Source organism: Micromonospora sp. NPDC005173 (assembly GCF_040608515.1).
Classification (GTDB): Bacteria; Actinomycetota; Actinomycetes; order Mycobacteriales; family Micromonosporaceae; genus Micromonospora.
Genome location: NZ_JBEXIK010000004.1, coordinates 195928 through 213827, shown reverse-complemented (window position 1 = coordinate 213827; position 17900 = coordinate 195928). Strand labels below are relative to the sequence as shown.

General features: G+C 67.7%; 12 protein-coding genes. 6 read left to right on the top strand and 6 right to left on the bottom strand.

The window, feature by feature from the left end; all coding sequences use genetic code 11:
* Positions 1-85: 85 nt before the first annotated feature.
* The 6 genes from ABZV00_RS08040 to ABZV00_RS08015 form a co-directional block, all read right to left on the bottom strand.
* Positions 86-649 carry a gluconokinase gene (locus ABZV00_RS08040; protein ID WP_355602894.1) on the bottom strand — a complete coding sequence of 188 codons (564 nt, stop codon included), beginning with the start codon at positions 647-649 and terminating at the stop codon, positions 86-88.
* Positions 639-1868 (bottom strand): D-mannonate dehydratase ManD, encoded by a 1230-nt coding sequence (manD, locus tag ABZV00_RS08035; RefSeq protein WP_355602892.1) that lies wholly within the window; start codon positions 1866-1868, stop codon positions 639-641. Before manD ends, ABZV00_RS08040 begins: the two co-directional genes overlap by 11 nt.
* 74 nt (positions 1869-1942) lie before the next feature.
* Positions 1943-3091 (bottom strand): galactonate dehydratase, encoded by a 1149-nt coding sequence (dgoD, locus tag ABZV00_RS08030; RefSeq protein WP_328417684.1) that lies wholly within the window; start codon positions 3089-3091, stop codon positions 1943-1945.
* Between the two features lie 7 nt (positions 3092-3098).
* Complete coding sequence (locus ABZV00_RS08025; protein ID WP_355602890.1) at positions 3099-3914, bottom strand: carbohydrate ABC transporter permease; 816 nt, start codon at positions 3912-3914, stop codon at positions 3099-3101.
* Complete coding sequence (locus ABZV00_RS08020; protein WP_355602888.1) at positions 3911-4858, bottom strand: sugar ABC transporter permease; 948 nt, start codon at positions 4856-4858, stop codon at positions 3911-3913. Before ABZV00_RS08020 ends, ABZV00_RS08025 begins: the two co-directional genes overlap by 4 nt.
* 70 nt (positions 4859-4928) lie before the next feature.
* On the bottom strand, positions 4929-6167 hold the full coding sequence (locus ABZV00_RS08015) for a sugar ABC transporter substrate-binding protein (protein WP_355602887.1): 1239 nt from the start codon (positions 6165-6167) through the stop codon (positions 4929-4931).
* Between the two features lie 186 nt (positions 6168-6353).
* On the opposite strand from ABZV00_RS08015, the gene ABZV00_RS08010 reads away from it, so the two are divergent.
* The 6 genes from ABZV00_RS08010 (at position 6354) to ABZV00_RS07985 (ending at position 17859) form a co-directional block, all read left to right on the top strand.
* Positions 6354-7118, top strand: coding sequence for an FCD domain-containing protein (locus ABZV00_RS08010; RefSeq protein ID WP_355602885.1), 765 nt, complete (start codon positions 6354-6356; stop codon positions 7116-7118).
* A 792-nt stretch (positions 7119-7910) separates the two neighbouring features.
* Complete coding sequence (locus ABZV00_RS08005; protein WP_355602883.1) at positions 7911-9155, top strand: sugar ABC transporter substrate-binding protein; 1245 nt, start codon at positions 7911-7913, stop codon at positions 9153-9155.
* 114 nt (positions 9156-9269) lie between these two features.
* Entirely contained in the window at positions 9270-10187 is a 918-nt protein-coding gene (locus tag ABZV00_RS08000) for a sugar ABC transporter permease (RefSeq protein ID WP_328417672.1), read from the top strand.
* Positions 10188-10300: 113 nt separating this feature from the next.
* Positions 10301-11107: a carbohydrate ABC transporter permease gene (locus ABZV00_RS07995; protein WP_328417670.1), complete on the top strand. Its 807-nt coding sequence runs from the start codon at positions 10301-10303 to the stop codon at positions 11105-11107.
* Positions 11108-11109: 2 nt separating this feature from the next.
* Complete coding sequence (locus ABZV00_RS07990) at positions 11110-13032, top strand: beta-L-arabinofuranosidase domain-containing protein (protein ID WP_355602881.1); 1923 nt, start codon at positions 11110-11112, stop codon at positions 13030-13032.
* Positions 13033-13119: 87 nt separating this feature from the next.
* Positions 13120-17859 carry a discoidin domain-containing protein gene (locus ABZV00_RS07985; protein WP_355602879.1) on the top strand — a complete coding sequence of 1580 codons (4740 nt, stop codon included), beginning with the start codon at positions 13120-13122 and terminating at the stop codon, positions 17857-17859.
* Positions 17860-17900 lie beyond the last annotated feature (41 nt).

Sequence of the window (17900 nt, the reverse complement as noted above, 5' to 3'; positions counted from 1 at the left end):
AGGTGCTCCGGCAGATGATCCGAAACACGGACGGCCCTGTGACCTGAGCGCCTGGCCAGACCCCCGAACCGTGCTGTTCGTCGCGCTATGTGGCGAGCACGTCGCGGCGAAGTAGACCGAGACGGTCGACTGCGGTCGACACGAGCGCGGCCGGGGGCAGCGCGAGGTCGAGCACCAGACCCGGCTCGCCCGGCCCGAACCGTTCCAGGATGGCCAGCTGGGAGTCCAGGAGACTCGCCGGCATGTAGTGCCCGGCGCGCTGGGACATCCGCTCCCGGATGATCTCCGCCGTCCCGTCCAGGTGGAGGAAGTCCACGGTCGGTGGTCCTTCCCGGAGCACCTCCCGGTAGGACCGCTTCAACGCCGAGCAGGCCAGCACCGTCGACACGCCTTCGGCGTCCCGGCTGGCCATCCAGTCGGCGAGGGCGCGGAGCCAGGGCCAGCGGGCGTCGTCGTCGAGAGGTACGCCCGAGCGCATTCTCGCCACGTTGGCCTCGGAGTGGAACTCGTCGGCCTCGGCGAAGGTCAGGCCGGTCAGGTCGCTGATTCCCCTGGCCACGGTCGTCTTTCCCGCCCCGGACACGCCCATCACGACGACATGTCGGGGCGGGTCGTGGCGAGGGGGAGTGGCACGGTGCTCACCAGTCATGGACGGTCCCGTCCTTCAGGCGGTTGAACGGGAGGTAGGCCGGCATGTACGGGAACCGGTCGGCGGCCTTCTCGTCGAGCTCGACGCCCAGCCCTGGCTGCTCACCCGGATGGAGGTAGCCGTCGGCGAAGGTGAAGGACTGCCGGAAGACCTCGTTGGTCAGGGCTCCGTGCCGCATGTACTCCTGGATGCCGAAGTTGTGGATGGCCAGGTCGAGGTGCAGGGCGGCAGCCATGCCGACGGGTGAGATGTCGGTCGGGCCGTGGATACCGGACTTGATCTGGTACTGCGCCGCGAAGTCCAGCAGCCGGCGCATGGCAGTGATGCCCCCGGTGTGGGTCACGGCGGACCGGACATAGTCGATCAACTGTTCCCGGATGAGCGTCTGGTAGTCCCACACGGTGTTGAAGACCTCGCCGATCGCCAGCGGCGTGGTGGTGTGCTGGCGTACCAGCCGCAGCGCCTCCTGGTTCTCCGCCGGAGTGCAGTCCTCAAGCCAGAACAGATCGTACGGTTCGAGATCCTTGCCGAGCCGGGCGGCCTGGATCGGCGTCATCCGGTGGTGACCGTCGTGCAGCAGCGGAAGCTCGGGCCCGAACTCGTTGCGTACCGCCTCGAAGACGCCGGGCAGATGGCGCATGTAGGCGCGGGTGTCCCAGTCCTCCTCGGCCGGAAGCGGGGTGCGCTGCGCCGGTTCGTAGTCGTACCGCTTGCCGTCGGCGCTGGGCTGCGCGGCCACCCCGTAGACGGCGTTGATCCCCGGGACGGAGGTCTGGACCCGGATCGAACGGAAGCCGAGGTCGAGATGGTTGCGGATCGAGTCGAACAGCTCCGGGATGTCGCGACCCGAGGCATGGCCGTACGCCATGATGCCGGTCCGCGACGCGCCGCCCAGCAACTGGTAGAGCGGCATGCCGGCGGCCTTGGCCTTGATGTCCCAGAGCGCGACGTCCACGGCCGCGATCGCCGCCATGGTCACCGGCCCGCGCCGCCAGTACGCCGAGCGGTACAAGAACTGCCAGGTGTCCTCGATGCGGTGCGGATCGCGCCCGATCAACAGCGGGACGACGTGATCGCGCAGGTACGAGGCGACCGACAGTTCGCGCCCGTTGAGGGTGCCGTCGCCCAGGCCGGTGAGCCCGTCATCTGTGGTGATCTTCAGGGTGACGAAGTTGCGGTCAGGGCTGGAGACGATGACGTCCGCTGCGACGATCTTCACGTGGTGCCTTTCTCAGGTGCCGCCTGGGCGGGGTTAGCGGATGGTGCTTGCGGTCCAGTGGCCGTCGAGCAGGCTCACCATTCCGCGTAGGAGCCGTCGGGGTGCCGGAAGGTGGGGCTGCGCCAGGCGTGCCCGCGCTTGTCCGCTGCCCGTACCGCCTGCTCGTCGATCTCGATGCCGAGCCCGGGGGCGGTGAGTCGCTCGATGTGCCCGTCGACGAAGGTCAGCGGCGTGGTGTCCAGGACGTAGTCGAGCACCTCGGCGCCGAGGTTGTAGTGGATGCCGATGCTCTGTTCCTGGATCAGGTAGTTGGGCGTGGCGAAGCCGATCTGCAGGCACGCCGCGAGGGCGATCGGCCCGAGCGGGCAGTGCGGGGCGAGCTGCACGTCGTAGACCTCGGCGAGCGCGGCGATCCGGCGTACCTCGGAGATCCCGCCGGCGTGCGAGAGGTCCGGCTGGGCGACCGCGATGCCGGCCTGGAAGACGGGCAGGAACTCCTGCCGGCTGTAGAGCCGCTCTCCGGTCGAGACGGGCGTGGTCGTGGACCGCACGAAGTCGCCGATGAGGTGGGAGTTCTCCGGTACGACCGGCTCTTCGAGGAAGAGCGGCCGGTACGGCTCGAGCAGCGGGGCGACGCGGCGGGCGTTGGCGAGGGTGAACCGGCCGTGGAAGTCGACGGCGACGTCACGCTCGTCGCCCAGCACCTCCCGGGCGGCGGCGACCCGCTGGACCACCCCGTCGAGCTCGGCGACCGACGCAATCGGGCTCATCCGCCCGGAGGCGTTCATCTTGACCGCGGTCAGCCCGGCCTCCACCTGCGCGGCGATGTGGTCGCGGACCTCGTTGGGCTCGTCGCCGCCGACCCAGCCGTAGACCCGGATCCGGTCCCGGACCGGGCCGCCGAGCAGTTGGTGCACCGGCGCTCCGTACCGCTTGCCGGCGATGTCCCACAGCGCCTGGTCCAGGCCGGACACAGCGCTGGCCAGGATCGGGCCGCCCCGGTAGAAGGAGCCCTTCGTCATGGTCTGCCAGTGGTCCTCGATCCGCAGCGCGTCCCGGCCGATCAGGAGCTCGCTGAGCTGCTCGACGGCGGTCCGGACGGTTTCGGATCGGCCCTCGCAGGTCGCCTCGCCCCAGCCGACGATTCCGGATTCGGTCTCGACGCGGACGAAGAGCCAGCGGGGGGCGACCAGGAAGGTTTCGACCCGCGCGATTGTCGTCACGGTGTCCTCAGCCCTTCGTCGCGCCGGCGGTGAGGCCGGAGACGACGTACTTCTGCACGAACAGGGCGATCACCATGATCGGCAGGGTGACGACGCTGGCCGCCGCCATCAGGCCGCCCCAGTCGATGCTGGCGTAGCCGACGAAGTCGAAGATCGCGACGGGCAGGGTCTTGGTGTCGGCGCCGGAGAGCACGAGGGCGAACATGAAGTTGTTCCAGGAGAAGATGAACGACAGGATGCCGGCGGTGGCCACGCCCGGTATCGACAGCGGCAGTGTGATCCGGCGGAACGCGCCGATGTGGGTCAGCCCGTCCACGAGCGCCGCCTCCTCGAGTTCGTGGGGCAGGCTGTCGAAGTAGCCCATCATGATGTAGACCACCAGCGGCAGCGACACGAACATGTGGCTGAGGACGAGCACGCTGAACCCGCCGACCATCTTCAGGTTGGAGAAGACGTAGTACCAGGGGACCAGCAGGGAGACGCCGGGGATGACCCGCGCCATCAGCACCACGAGCGCCGACTTCTTCATGTTGAAGCGGCTCATGGAGTAGGCCGCGGGTATGCCGAGGACGAGGGAGAGCGCGGTCGCCGCGAAGGCCACCCAGAGGCTGTTGCCGATGAACTGGACGTAGTTGGCCTGCTCCAGGACGTTGGCGTAGTTGTCCAGGGTGGGCGAGAAGGCGATCGCCTTGCCCGTGTCGTAGATGTCGACGTTCGTCTTGAACGACGCGGCGACCATCCAGAGCAGCGGTGCGAGCAGCGCGATCACCACGACGGTGAGCGCCACGACGCGGAACACCCGGTAGGCGGGGCTGGACCTCATCGCTGCGACTCCTTCCTACGGGACGTCAGGGCCCACATCGACCCGATGATGATCAGGAAGAAGATGATGAGGACTGTCGATGAGATGCCGTACTCGTTGTAGTCGAAGCTCAGGCCGTAGGCGTACACGTTGAGCGTCTCGACCTCGTGGAATGAGCCGCCGCCGCGACCCTTCGTGGCGTAGAGGATGTCGAAGGTCTTCAGCGCGTCGATGCCGCGCAGCAGGATCGCGACGACCACGGTCGGCATCACCAGCGGCAGGGTGACGTGCCGGAACCGCTGCCAGGCGCTGGCGCCGTCGATGCGCGCCGCCTCCTGGGGCTCGTCGGAGAGCGAGGTCAGGCCGGCGAGGAGGATCAGCACCACCATCGGGGTCCACTGCCAGACGTCGATGAAGATCGTCGTGGGCAGCGCCGAGTGCTGGCCGGCCAGCCATGGCTGGGGTCCGACGCCGATCCAGCCGAGGGCCTGGTTCGCCAGACCGATGTTCGGGTCGAAGATGAGCCGCCACATCATGCCGACCGCGACCGGGGTGGCGACCAACGGCATCAGGATGGCGACCCGGACCCATTTCTGGCCCCGGAACGGTCGCCACAGCAGCAACGCGACCGCCATGCCGAGGACCACCTCGAACAGCAACGCCACGACGGTGAACCCGGCGGTCCGGCCGACGGCGGGCCAGAACCGGTCGGTGTCCGAGAGCACCTCGACGTAGTTCTGGAAGCCCACGAACTCGGACTCCGCCCGGACCGAGCCCTCGGCGTCGGTGAGGCTGAGATAGCCGGTCCAGGCCAGCGGGAAGATGATCAGTGCGGCGACGAAGGCCATGGCCGGCGCCGCGAAGAGCCACTTGCGGTGGTCGTTGGCCCAGCGTGCCCACGCCGGAGTGTCCGGCGTCTCGGTGGCGCGGCGGGGCGGTCTGGTGGGAGTGGTCACTGCTGCCATGAGATCTCCGGGGTGGGCGGGCCGGACGGGGGTGGCGGAGCCGGTCGGCCCCGCCACCCCCGCGCCAGGCTTACTTGGCCTCGTCGTCCAGGAACTTCTGGAACGCCTCGTTGGCGGTGTCGGCCGCAGCCGCCGCGTCCTTGCCGGCGATGGCGTCGACGATCGGCTGGCCGACGATCTCCCGCGCCTGCGCGACCTTGTTGACCAGCGGGCGGTCGTGACCCACGCCCTCCTTGGTGCTGGCCGCGATGGCCTCGACGAGGTCCTTCGGGTACGTCGCCGTGCCCTCCGGGTTGGCCCAGACCGAGGTACGCGCGCCCGGCACGCCGGACTTCTGCTGCGCGAGCGTCTGCTCCTTGCTGGTCGCCCACTCGACGAACTTCCAGGCGTTGCTCTGGTTCTCGGAGTTGTCGTTGATGCCCAGCGCCCAGGAGGGGATGTTGTACGGCTTCGAACCGGCGGGACCGGCCGGGAAGGGCGCGAAGCCGACGGTGTCGGAGACCTTCGACTTGGCCGGGTCGGTGGCGTTCTTGTAGAGCGAGTTGGCCTCGGTGTAGAACGCCGCCTTGCCCTGGGTGAAGATGGCCATCGCCTCGGGCCAGCTCATGTCGGTGCTGACGTTCGCCGGGCCGTGGTCCTTGAGGAGCCCGCCGTAGTAGGCGTACGCCTGCTTGGCCGGCTCGCTGTTGACGGTGGCCTTGCCGCTGCTGTCGACGAAGTCACCGCCGAAGCTGTAGAGGAAGCTGGAGAACTGGGTGACCGCCGGCGACTTGCCGGTACGGGCCACGAAGCCGGCCATGCCCGGGTCGGCGGCCTTGATCTTGGCTGCGGCCGTCTTGAGCTCGTCGAGGGTCTTCGGCGGGGCCGTCAGACCGGCCTTGGCCAGCAGGTCCTTGCGGTAGTAGAGGACCTCCTGCTCGGTGATGATCGGGACACCGACCGCCTTGTCCTCGTACGAGGTGGCCGTCACCGGGCCGGCCTGGAAGTCGCTGAAGTCCCAGTCCTTGTTGGACTTCACCTCGTCGGACAGGTCGGCGAGGTACTTGTTCTTGGCGAACAGCTTCCCCTCCTGCAGGGGGCGGTACATCATCACGTCGATGTCGCTGGAGCCCGCGTTCAGCTTGACGTTGTACTGGTCGGAGAGCTGGTCCTCGCCGAGCTGGGTGATCTCGACCTTCAGGCCGGTCTGCTTCTCGAACTCGGGCAGAGCCTTCTTGATGTTCTCCGTCCACACGTGATTCGCCAGGGTCACCCGCACCGTCGTCGACGCGGCGCTGTCGTCACCGCCGCCGCATGCCGACAGGCCCATGGCGGCAACCACGGCCAGAGAAGTTCCGAATATCGATCGACGCCGCACGTCCATCTCTCCTTCTGTCGTGGTCGCCGCCCCGGGGGTAGGGCGGAACCTCGTGTTTACATCCGCTTAACGTCCGGATGCTAGGCCGATAAAGCGGATTTATTCAAGGGGTGATCTTCAACTGATATGCTTCATGGCGTGGACCCGTCCTCATCAGGGGTTGCAGCCGTCCAGAAGAAGGCCCCTGCCGAGGCCGGGCTGCACGCGCAAGTTCTCGACCACCTCGGCACCGCCATCTGCGGTGGCCAGGTGACGCCCGGCTCCGTCCTGAACATCGACGAGCTGGTCGACCGGTACGGGGTGTCCCGCTCGGTCGTCCGCGAGGTCCTGCGGGTGCTGGCCTCCATGGGCTTCATCGAGACCCGGCGCCGGGTCGGGGTGCTGATCCGGCCTGCGCGCGACTGGAACGTCTTCGACCCGCAGGTGATCCGCTGGCGACTGGCCTCGGCCGGGCGGATGGCGCAGATGCGCTCGATCACCGAGTTGCGGACCGCCGTCGAACCGCACGCCGCCTGGCTGGCCGCCAGCCGGGTCGACCACGACGAGGCGAGCGATCTCGTCGGGTTGGCGGCCAAGATGTGGGCCGCCGGGAAGGCCGGGGACGAGGCGCGCTTCCTCCAGCTCGACATCGAGTTCCACCGGCGGGTGCTGGCCGCCTCCGGCAACGAGATGTTCGTCAAGCTGCAGGAGTTGGTGGCGGAGGTGCTCACCGGCCGCCACCACTACGACCTGATGCCGCACTACCCCCACGAGCAGGCCCTCCAGCTGCACGCCGACGTGGCGCAGGCGATCCAGCGGCACGACGGCGACCGTGCCCGGGCCTCCATGGTGCAGATCATGGAGCAGGCGTTCGGCGAGATGAAGTCGATGTGGGACCAGACCGGCGAGCCCGGTCAGGGCTGAGCACAGTCGCAGCGCTGGTTGCGCGCAGGGTTCGCCCTGCGCGCCGACTTTCCAGCTGAGCTTCGCCACGTCGTCTCCGTGATGGTGCTATCCGCGCCAGGTGCCACGCCGTTCTCTGCCGCCGGCCGGTCACTCGGGGGACACCGGCGGCACCTCGCTCGGCGCAACCGGCCGTGGCCGGCGTCGGGCCGCCGAAACCCTTTCGCAAGCTTTTCAGCGGCCCCGTCAGTCGTTTGCGGTCCCATGCTTCCGGCAACCGAAGTGCGCAGGCATCGTCCTGAAGCCGGCAAGGACATCGGCGAAGACCGTTCAGTTTTTACTGCTTCGACATCTTGCCGAAACCGTTTTCGTGCGACACGCTAGCGGCGGAGTGACATCCACCACCTCGGTCGCGGCGGTAACGACGTGACGCACGAGCCGCGCCGGATCCGGCGGGAGGCGGAGGCGCGATGAGGACGTACGCGGCACCGCGCGCGGAGGCGGTGCGATCAGCAGCGTTGTCGAGGGTCAACCCAATACGTCGAGCGGTCAGCTGCGACAGCGCGGCGCAGACGATCCACATAGGGCGGCAACACGGCACGCCACCGCAAGCGACTGACGCGGGCGACGCGGACCGGATCCACCGGCGGCTCTAGCCCCGTCTCAGCAACCCGAGCGAACCAATGATCCGGTCTGAGCCTCAGCTCGCGGGGACCGCCTGGCGGCTCCCTCCGAACGATGAACCCTAGGAGAGGAATCATGAGAAAAACCTTGGGCAGACGCACTGCCCTTCGTTCGCTGGCGGGAGTCCTCGTGGCGGCGCTGACTGTCGGCATGGCCGCGTGCAGCGGCGACGACTCGGGCGGCTCGAGCGCGGCCGAGGCCGGACCCAACGGCGTCGACGACGGCAGCGAGCTCACCCTGTGGACCCGCGCCCCCCTGGAGAAGCAGGCGAAGCTGCTCGTCGAGGCGTACAACTCCAGCCACCAGAACAAGGTCAAACTGACCGTCGTACCCAACGACGACTACGTCGCGAAGGTCGGTGCGGCGGCGGGCTCGGACGGCCTGCCGGATCTCTTCGCCGCGGACATCGTCTATGTGCCGAACTGGGTGAACCAGGGCCTGTTCCAGGATCTCAGCGCGAACATCGACGGCCTCAGCTTCAAGGACTCCATCAACAAGGGGCACCTCTCGGCCGGCACGCTCGACGGCAAGAAGCACGTCCTACCCTTCGTGCTGGACCTGTCGATGCTGTTCTGGAACAAGCAGCTGTTCAAGGACGCCGGGCTGGACCCGGAGAAGGCGCCGGCAACGCTCGACGAATACGCCGCCGCCGCCAAGGCGGTGCAGGCAATGAAGAAGCCCGGCGTCTACGGCACGGCGGCCGGTCTGAACTGCGGCGGCTGCCTGGTCTTCACCTGGTTCCCCTCCGTCTGGGCGGGCGGCGGTGAGGTGCTGAGCGAGGACGGCACCGAATCCAAGCTCGGCGACGACACCGCCCAGAAGGTCTACAGCACCTGGCATGACATGTGGAAGTCCGGTTCCGTGCTGCCCTCCTCGGCGGGCGAGACCGGTCCGACCTGGACTGCCGCATTCACCGAGGGCAAGGTCGGACTGATGCTCTACCCGGCGACGCTGCTCTCCTCGACCCCGTTCGACGTCGGTGTCGCCGCTATCCCCGGCCCGACCGGTGGTGGCTCCACCTTTGTCGGCGGAGACGGCATCGGCGTCTCGAAAGACTCGAAGAAGGCGGCGCAGGCCTGGAACTTCCTCAGCTGGATGATGTCCGAGGCCGCCCAGGTCGAGGTGCTGGCGAAGAACAAGGACGTGGTTTCCCGCGCCGACCTCGCGAGCAACAAGTACGCCGCCGAGGACCCGCGGCTGGTCACCATCAACGACGCGGCTGGTAAGGGCGACACGCCCGTCGCGCTGAACTTCCAGCAGGCGTTCAACGCGCCGAACAGCCCTTGGCTGACCCTCGTCCGTAATCGGGTGCTGAACGGTAGCGGCGACCTCCAGAAGGACAACGGCGAGATCAACGCCGTACTCAAGCAGTAGGTGTCCACCGCAGGCGTGTGCCGTCCAACGGCCTTGTCGGCCGGCATGCGCCTGCGGTGGGACACGACTCGCACGTGTCAACGACCGCCCGTCGCGACTGAACGAGAGGTTTCCATGAGAGTCACCGCACCGTCTCGCCCGCCCAGTGCGGCGATGCGGGACCGCGCCCGCCCACGCGGCCGTCAGGCCCTGCTTGGCTGGCTCTACGCGACGCCGACCGCGGTGTTCGTGGTGGCGTTGTTCGCTGTGCCGCTGCTGCTCGTCATCAAGATGTCGGTGTCGAGATGGCCGCTGTTGGCCGGCGACCAGGGGATCAACGCTCCCGACAACTTTGTGAAGGCGATCAACCACCGGTTCTTCACCGACTCGGTGGTGTTCACCATCAAGTACACGGCGCTCGCGACCGTGCTGCTGCTGGCCCTCGGGTTGGGGCTGGCCCTGCTCGTGCAGGAGTCGAGCCGGTGGAACAACCTGCTCCGTGCCTCGTTTCTGATTCCCAGTGCCCTCGGGCTGGCGTCGGCGTCCCTGTTGTTCTACGTGCTCTATTCGCCGTACGCGAGCCCACTGGCACCCGTGATGGATCGTCTGGGCGTCACCTTCCTCGGTTCACCGAACGCGGCGCTCTTCTCGACGACCTTCCTCATCGTGTGGCGCTACGCCGGCTTCTACATGGTGCTCATGCTGGTCGGCTTGCAGGGCATACCGGCGGACGTGTACGAGGCCGCACGCGCGGACGGAGCCAGCCGCTGGCAGACCTTTCGGAAGATCACCCTGCCGCTGCTGCGTCCGACCCTGGCACTGACGACCGTCCTCTGCGTGACCGGCTCCCTGCTCGCCTTCGAGCAGTTCTACATCCTGACGAAGGGCGGGCCGGACAACAGCACGATCACGGTCGTTCAGCTCATCTACATGGTGGCGTTCCAAGGTCAGAACGACCTCGGTGTGGCGGCGGCCCTCTCTGTCATCGTGCTGGTGGCCCTGGTCCTCATCAATGCGCTGCAGTTGCGCGCCTTCCGGTCCGAGGAGAATTGACGACGATGGTCGCCCTGCCCAGTTCCACTTCAACCACTGCCGGAGGGCCACCTCTGTCACCCGTGGCGCCAGTCGGCCGGCGCAGAACCAAGGGCGTCACCATCTTCGGCATAGTGCTGCGCACACCGTACTGGGTGTTCACCGGATCGGTGGGATTGATCTTCCTGGCTCCGCTGCTCTGGACGGCGGTCGCCTCGGTCGGCCCGCAGGCCGGCACGAACCAGGTCGATGGTTGGGGATTCGGCAACTACGAGACGTTGGCCAACTACCAGGCCGGCATCTGGCGCTACCTCGCGAACTCGACCTTCGTCTCCCTGCTCACCGTCACCCTGACGCTGCTGATCTCCCTGTTCGGCGGTTACGCGTTCGCGCGGTTCCGCTTCCCGGGCAAGAACATCCTGTTCCTGGTGACGCTCGCCATCCTCATGGTCCCGTACGCGACCTTGCTCATCCCGCTCTATGTGCTGCTGAACCAGGTAGGGCTGGAGAATTCCCTCGTCGGCGTGGCCCTGGTCCTCACGATGTTCCAACTGCCGTTCTCCACCTTTCTGATGCGCATCTCCTTCGAAGCGGTGCCGCGCGAGCTGGACGAGGCCGCGATGGTCGACGGGTGCTCGTCGTTCAGCGCCCTGTGGCGAGTGCTGTTACCCGCCGTGAAGCCGGGCCTGATCACCGTGGGGCTGTTCGCATTCCTCGCCGCGTGGAACGACTTCATGGCGCCGCTGATCCTCATCAACGACACCGAGCGCATGACACTTCCGCTCGCTGTTTCCAATCTGCGGGGCCAGGTTCAAGGTGTCGTCGACTACGGGGCTACTGAAGCGGGCGTCGTCGTTCTCGCCCTTCCGTGCATCGTGCTGTTCCTGCTGCTTCAACGACACTACGTGCGCGGCTTCATGTCCGGCGCGATGAAGGGATGACCATGAGCGGCACCGTACCTGCGGCCGCCCCTGTCCTGCCGATTCGTGGCCGGCTGCGGCCCGTCGGGCTGGACAAAGTCCGGATCACGGGCGGATTCTGGGCTGAGCGTCAATCAATCAACGGCGTCGCGACCCTCGAGCACATCGAGCACTGGCTTGAGCGGGAAGGCTGGATTCGAAACTTCGACCTCGCCGTGCAGGGCGACCTTTCGCGCGAACGCCGTGGACGCGAGTTCTCCGACTCGGAGATCTACAAGTTCCTCGAAGCAATGGCGTGGGAGATCGGCCGGACCGGCGATGCGGAGCTCGAGACGAGACTTCGCGCCATCGTGCGCCGGGTGGCCGCGGCACAGGAGTCCGACGGCTACCTCAACACCAGGTTCGGTCGCCCAGGCCAGGCACCGCGGTGGTCCGACCTCGAATGGGGTCACGAGCTCTACTGCATCGGTCACCTTCTGCAAGCCGCGGTCGCCCGCGCGCGAACGCGTCCAGGCGCGGACGACGGGCTGCTCGACATCGCCCGCCGTGCCGCCGACAACGTGTGCGAAACGTTCGGGCCGGACGGCATCGACGGCCTCTGCGGACATCCGGAGATCGAGCCCGCGCTGGTGGAGTTCGCCCGGGTCACCGGTGACGACCGCTACCTGACCCAGGCCGCTCTCTTCGTCGACCGGCGGGGCCATGGCCGGCTCAGCGATGTGGAGTACGGTCGCGAGTACTTCCAGGACGAGCTTCCCGTGCGGCAGGCGACAGTCCTGCGCGGGCACGCGGTGCGGGCGAACTACCTTGCCGCCGGCGCCACCGACGTCGCGGTCGAGCTGAAAGACGCCAGCCTGCTGGAGGCGGTACGCAACCAGTGGAAGAACGCGGTGGCCCGGCGCACGTACGTCACCGGCGGTCAGGGCTCCCGCCACCAGGATGAAGCCTTCGGCGAGGACTGGTTGCTGGCCCCCGACCGCGCGTATTCCGAGACTTGCGCCGGCGTCGGCTCGGTGATGCTCGCGTGGCGGTTGCTGCTGGCCGACGGCGACCCCCGGTACGCCGACCTCATCGAGCGGACGCTGTTCAATGTGGTGTCGACCTCGCCGTCGGCCGACGGGCGGAGCTTCTTCTACACCAACACGCTGCACCGGCGTGAGCTCGGCACCCTTCCCGACGCCGACCGGCCCAGCCTTCGTGCGGCGGCCTCGCTGCGGGCACCCTGGTTCGAGGTTTCCTGCTGCCCGACCAACGTCGCCCGTACCCTGGCCAGCCTGACGGCGTACATCGCCACGTTCGACGACGAGGGCCTCCAACTCCACCAGTACATGCCCGGCACCGTCGAGCATCGCCTCGCTGACGGGCGTGACGTGTGCGTGAGCATTGCGACCGACTACCCCCACGATGGGCAGATCCGGGTACGGATCGACAGCGACGACGACAGCCCCTGGTCGCTGTCGTTGCGCGTGCCCGGTTGGGCGGCCCAGGGTGCGACGGTGACCATCGACGGAGACAGCCGCCCGGTCGGTCCCGGCTTCGTCACCGAGAATCGGACGTGGCGACGAGGCGACGAGGTTGTCCTGTCGCTGCCGATGGCGCCCCGGTTCACCTACCCGGACGCGCGGATCGACTCGGTCCGTGGCTGCGTCGCGGTGGAGCGCGGCCCTCTGGTGTTCGCCCTGGAGTCGGTGGACGTACCCGGCGTCGATTCCGTCGATGAGCTTCGCGTCGACACCAGCCAGCCGCCCCGCCTGGTCGATGGCCGGGTCACGGTGCGCTGCCGGCGCGTGCACCCGCAGGACCACGGCTGGCCCTACCGACCCGACGCGGCCGGGGCGGCGCCGATCGTCGGCGAGGTACTCGACGAGGTGGCGCTGGTGGAGTACCACGCCTGGGCCAATCGCGGGCCCTCGACGATGCGCGTCTGGCTGCCCATGGACCGCTGACCCGGACGTCATGGGCTGAAGGGCAGGCCCGATGTTAGCGCTAACGCTCCACCCGTTCGGCCGCACCGACAACAAGGAGGAAAGAACATGATCCATGGACGCGTGCGGAGGGTGCCCCTCTGGGCCGCCCTGGCCGCGCTGGTGGTGGGAGGGGCTGTGGGTGTGCCATCCCCAGCCAACGCCGCCAGCCCGATTTTGCCCGGCAACGAGGGCGACGTCGGGGTTTACACCGACGGGCAGAGCCATGCCATGGACATCGGCGACCCGGCCTACAGCAACGTCGGCGACGTCGCCAACCAGCTCATGCCCGGTGTGCCGTTCACCGCGGGGAACATGCACCAGTCGATCTTCGAGAAGGATCTCGCCGCCGGCGGCACGGACTACTACCTCGACCGCATTCTGGGTGTCCACGGGACACTCGGGTCAGCGGTGCTGATGACCCGAGGCCGATCCCTGTACATGCGCGGCGCGAGCAACAACAACTTCACCACCATGGGCTTCGCCGGTAGCGCCTACGTCGGCGGCCCCAACAACCTCGGCAACCTGTACACCGTCACGGTGCCGGGGCAGACCGTCACCGAGGTCAACGCGAACCGGTTCAACGCGCCGAGCCACGCCAAGAGCCGGTACACGATCGGGACCACCGGCGTCACCGCCGACCTGACCAAGTTCATTACCGACGACAACGTCGCGGTCACCGCCATCGACTTCAAGAACCCCGGCGGCTCGCCGGCGACCTTCACCGTCCGCGCCGCTTCCCCGCTGGCCACCCAGGCCGGAACGGGCACGGCGACGCTCACCGGCACGCGCACCATCACCAGCGGCGCAAACAACGGACTCGTCGACACCGCGTGGAACTCGATCAAGATCGACCTCACCGGTGCCAGTTTCAGCCGTACCGGCACAAACCTGGACCGCGAGATCACCGTGCCCGCGGACGGCTCGCTGTCGCTGTCGGTCGTCGGCGCCGTCTCCTCGGCCACGCTGACCAAGACGGTCGAGAGCTACCAGGAGTACGCCGCCATGTCGGCGGCCACGGCCGTGCGTACCGGCATCACCGCGTTCAACCGCCGCTGGGCACAGGACGTCCCCTACATCGACCTGCCCGACCCCGCCCTGGAGAAGGCCATCGTCTACCGCTGGTGGGGCGAGCGGTACAACAGCCTCGACGCGAACGCATCCGGTCACGTCTATCAGTACCCGACGACGATCGAGGGGGTGAACCTCTACCAGAACGCCGTGGCGCTGACCCAGCCGATGCACCTGCAGGACACCAAGTGGCTGCGCACGCCCTACCTGCCGTACGGCCAGATCCTCAACATCGGCGAGCTGTCCGGCTCCTCGGCCTTCCTGGACAGCCCGGGGCACACGAGCTGGAACAACCACTACTCGCAGTACCTCGGCACGGCGGGGCTCGAGGCCTACAACGTGCACGGCGGTGGCAAGGAGATCGCCGGGAAGTTCGCGCACTACTTCGAGGGCGACGGCGTCGGCCAGCTTGAGCACTACGACGGCAACGACGACAAGCTCATCGCGTACGACACCAACTACATGCCGGGCAACGACGCCGACGCCATCACCTTCGGCTACCCGAAGACCAACGCCGGCGCACCCGGGGCGCGCACGATCGAGCGACCCGAGTCGGCGTACGTGTGGGGCGCGTTCGACGCCGCCCGCCAGCTCTACCAGATCGCCGGCGCCGACCAGGCCAAGGTCGACGAGATGGCGACCGGTGCCAACGAGATCCGCGCAGCGATCCTCGACCGGCTGTGGAGCCCCGACACGCGGATGTTCCTGGCCGGCACGTCGCACGGAGCCACCAGCGCGGCCAGCTCCAACGGCCGGCCCAACCCGCTGCCCCAGTCGGCCCGTGACCTGATCCCGGCCAAGGAGTCGAACCTCTACGACATCTACGCCGAGAACCTCATCCCGTTCGACCAGTGGCAGACCTACGTCGACGGGTTCCGCTTCCTGACCTACGGCGACAACTTCCCGATCTTCCCGTTCTACACCGCCAACCAGTACGACCGGTCGGCCTACGGGGTGGGCGGCTCCAACAACTTCTCCAACATCAACTTCACCGTGCAGTACCGCAGCGTCCGCTCCGCGCTGCGCCACTACGACCCGGAGCAGAAGTACATCACCCCGGCGTACGCCAAGCGGCTGCTGGACTGGATGGCCTGGAGCATCTACCCGGGTGCGGACATGCGGGTCGCGAACCAGGCGGAGTACTACTCCAACTGGAACGCGACCGCGAAGACCTACAACCGCAACAACCCGAACCACATCATGCTCGGCAACATGAACTACATCTTCGTCGAGGACATGGCGGGCCTGCAGCCGCGCTCCGACGACAAGATCGAGCTGTCGCCGATCACATTCGGCTACGAACACTTCATGGCCAACAACCTTCGCTACCACGGGCAGGACGTCACCATCGTCTGGGACCCCGACGGCAGCAAGTACGGCCTGGGCGCCGGCTACAGCCTGTTCCTGAACGGCGAGAAGAAGGTCAGCACCGACAAGGTCGGCAAGCTCACCTACGACCCGGGCACCAACCAGGTCCAGGCCGAGGACGGCCTCACCGTCACCTTCACCGCGACGACCGGGGCCAACTTCCCGAGCGCGGTCGACGCCCCGATCCAGGACGACCGCGTCGTCTCGTACCTCAAGACGGCCGGCATCGACCTCACCGAGGACGCGCCGAACCTGACGGCGGGCGCCAACCTCAGCTCGTCGTACACCCAGCAGGGTGTGCGACCGACGCCGTGGCGGCAGTTCCACACGCCGGGCTGGAGCACCACCTCGATGAACTACACGCCCGGCGCCATCAAGGAGACCGAGCGGCCGGTGTCGCTGGCGGCCGTGACCGACGGCGTCACCGCCAACGAGCCGTACTGGGGCAACTACGGCACCGCTGACAAGAACGGCTACGTCGAGCTCGACCTGGGTTCGGCCAAGTCCTTCGACAACGTGAAGGTGTTCTTCGTCAGCGACCGTCAAGCCGGTGGCTACCGCGAGCCCGCGCGCTGGTGGGTCCAGGTGCCCGACGGCAACGGAGGGTGGAAGGAGGTACCGGGCCAGTTCAAGAGCCCGACCGTCCCGTCGGCGAAGTTCAACGAGGCGTTGTTCGACACCGTGACGTCGAACAAGCTGCGCATCGCCTTCACGAACAACCCGACCTTCTTCACGGCGATCTCCGAGATCCAGGCGTTCGACTCGGGGCGTGACGTACCGGAGGTCTCCAACCAGGCACCCGTGGTCACCGCCACCCGCGACGGCTCGGCGGACGGCAACCTGTCCACCAGGCTGGTCGGCACGGCGTCCGACGACGGCGTCCCCTACGACAGCGAGCTCACCTTCGGCTGGGAGACCGTCTCGGCGCCGCAGGGCGCGGGCGTCATCTTCTCCGACGCGAAGGCGCTGGCGACCCGGGTGACCGGCACGGTCGAGGGTGACTACGTGTTCCGGCTCTTCGCCACTGATGGCGAAAAGCGGTCGGAGGCGACCGTGGCGGCGACCCTCGCCAAGCGGGAGGTCGTCGCGGAGTTCGGCTCCTCGGCGACGATCAGCACCAGTGGGACCTCGTCGTGGGAGAACCACCAGCGGGTCAACGAGAGCAGCACCCCGAACAGCTCCAACCCGGGTGCCGGAAACGGCTGGGGCAACTGGGGCCAGACGCAGAACGGCACCAGCATCGAGCGTGCCGCGTGGCTCCAGTACCGGTGGACCGCACCGGTGCGGCTGTCGTCGACCGACATCTACTGGTACGACGACAACGGCGGCACCCGTCGGCCCACGGCCACGACGTACGCAATCGAGAGTTCCGAGAACGGCACCACCTGGACGCCGGTCACCCTCACCAAGGGCTCGACGTACGCCGCTGGGCTCACCACCAACACCTACAACCACTTCGACTTCGAACCCGTCACAACCAGCTACCTGCGCATCCGCATCTGGGGCCTCATGGATGGCGGTGCCGGCACGGGCGTGCTGCGCTGGCGCGCCAACGGCGAGACCGTCAACTCGGTGCGCTCGCCGGTGCTCATCCGGACCGGCGTGGGCCAGGTGCTCGCCCTGCCGAGCACGCTCGACGCGATCTATGCCAGCGGCGCTCGCGGCACCGTCGCGTTCAACTGGCAGGAGATCACGCCAGCGATGGTCGCGGAGCCCAACGTGGACCCGTTCGTGGTCTACGGCACGAACGACGCGTACGGCCAGATCGCCGAGGCCCGCATCTACGTGCGGCCCGAGATGTCCCCGGGCGGCATCTCGATCCAGGGCGCCGAGGCGTTCGAGCAAGCCGTCGAGGTGGGCGAGCTGCCATACCTGCCGAACAAGGTGGAGGTCTCCTACAACGACGGCTCCCGGGACAACCAGGCCATCGGTGTCGACTGGGACTTCGACGAGAACATCGTCAACACCCCCGGTCGCTACACCATCATCGGTGACCTGATCCTGCCCTACTACGTCAGCGAGGCCGGTGCCACGCGGACCACGCTGACGCTCACCGTGGGCGACCCGCCGGAGACCCCGGCGTGGGACGTCGAGGTGCAGGCACGCACACAGTGCACCGGCGCCAACGTCTATGTCTCGGTCAACGCTCGCAACGCCGAGGACGTGCCGCTCACCATCGAGCTGGTCACGCCGTACGGGTCGCGCACGGTGGCCAACGTCGCGCCCGGGAAGGCCGCCTACCAGGCGTTCAACACCCGTGCCAGGACGGTGCAGGCCGGGATCGCGACGGTGAAGGCCACCGGAACCGTCAACGGCCAGCCGGTAACCGAGGAGTTTGAGGCGCCGTTCGGCGCACTCAGCTGCGGCTAGGCATCCGTGGTGGCGGCGCCGTACCGGTGCCGCCACCACCC

Excerpts from the sequence above, each read along its gene's own strand:
- ABZV00_RS07985 (WP_355602879.1), top strand. The coding sequence starts at position 13,120 with ATGATCCATGGACGCGTGCGGAGGGTGCCCCTCTGGGCCGCCCTGGCC.
- ABZV00_RS08040 (WP_355602894.1), bottom strand. The coding sequence starts at position 649 with ATGACTGGTGAGCACCGTGCCACTCCCCCTCGCCACGACCCGCCCCGA.
- ABZV00_RS08000 (WP_328417672.1), top strand. The coding sequence starts at position 9,270 with ATGAGAGTCACCGCACCGTCTCGCCCGCCCAGTGCGGCGATGCGGGAC.
- ABZV00_RS07990 (WP_355602881.1), top strand. The coding sequence starts at position 11,110 with ATGAGCGGCACCGTACCTGCGGCCGCCCCTGTCCTGCCGATTCGTGGC.
- ABZV00_RS08015 (WP_355602887.1), bottom strand. The coding sequence starts at position 6,167 with ATGGGCCTGTCGGCATGCGGCGGCGGTGACGACAGCGCCGCGTCGACG.
- ABZV00_RS08025 (WP_355602890.1), bottom strand. The coding sequence starts at position 3,914 with ATGAGGTCCAGCCCCGCCTACCGGGTGTTCCGCGTCGTGGCGCTCACC.
- ABZV00_RS08020 (WP_355602888.1), bottom strand. The coding sequence starts at position 4,858 with ATGGCAGCAGTGACCACTCCCACCAGACCGCCCCGCCGCGCCACCGAG.